General features: G+C 81.1%; 1 pseudogene. It reads right to left on the reverse strand.

Going from position 1 to position 312, the window contains the following annotated elements:
- A pseudogene (locus tag CCN33_RS03895) lies at positions 1-312 on the reverse strand (TerB family tellurite resistance protein); the annotation flags it as partial.

Raw genomic sequence — 312 nt, forward strand, 5'->3', positions numbered from 1 at the left:
GGCCGCGGGGGGCGCGCGGGTCGCCGCCGTCGAGGGTCAGGGCGAGGCGTTCCGCCGCGTCCTCCTCGCAGCCCGCCGCGCGGACGGTCTCGGCCGCCGCCTCCAGCGCGGCCCGCGACCCGGTGCCCCCCGCGGCCAGCACGGAGACGGCCACCGCGTGGACCGCGTCGCGGAGCAGGACGGAGAGGCGGCGGGTGGTGGGGTGGTCGAGCGTCTCCACGCCGAAGCGGTGCAGACAGGAGGCGCACTCCACGACCGGCCCGGCCGTCCCGCGCGCCCGCACGGGCACCCCGAGCACGGTGAGCCGGGTGC

This window comes from Streptomyces recifensis, from assembly GCF_002154615.1.
GTDB classification, from domain to species: Bacteria; Actinomycetota; Actinomycetes; order Streptomycetales; family Streptomycetaceae; genus Streptomyces; species Streptomyces griseoluteus.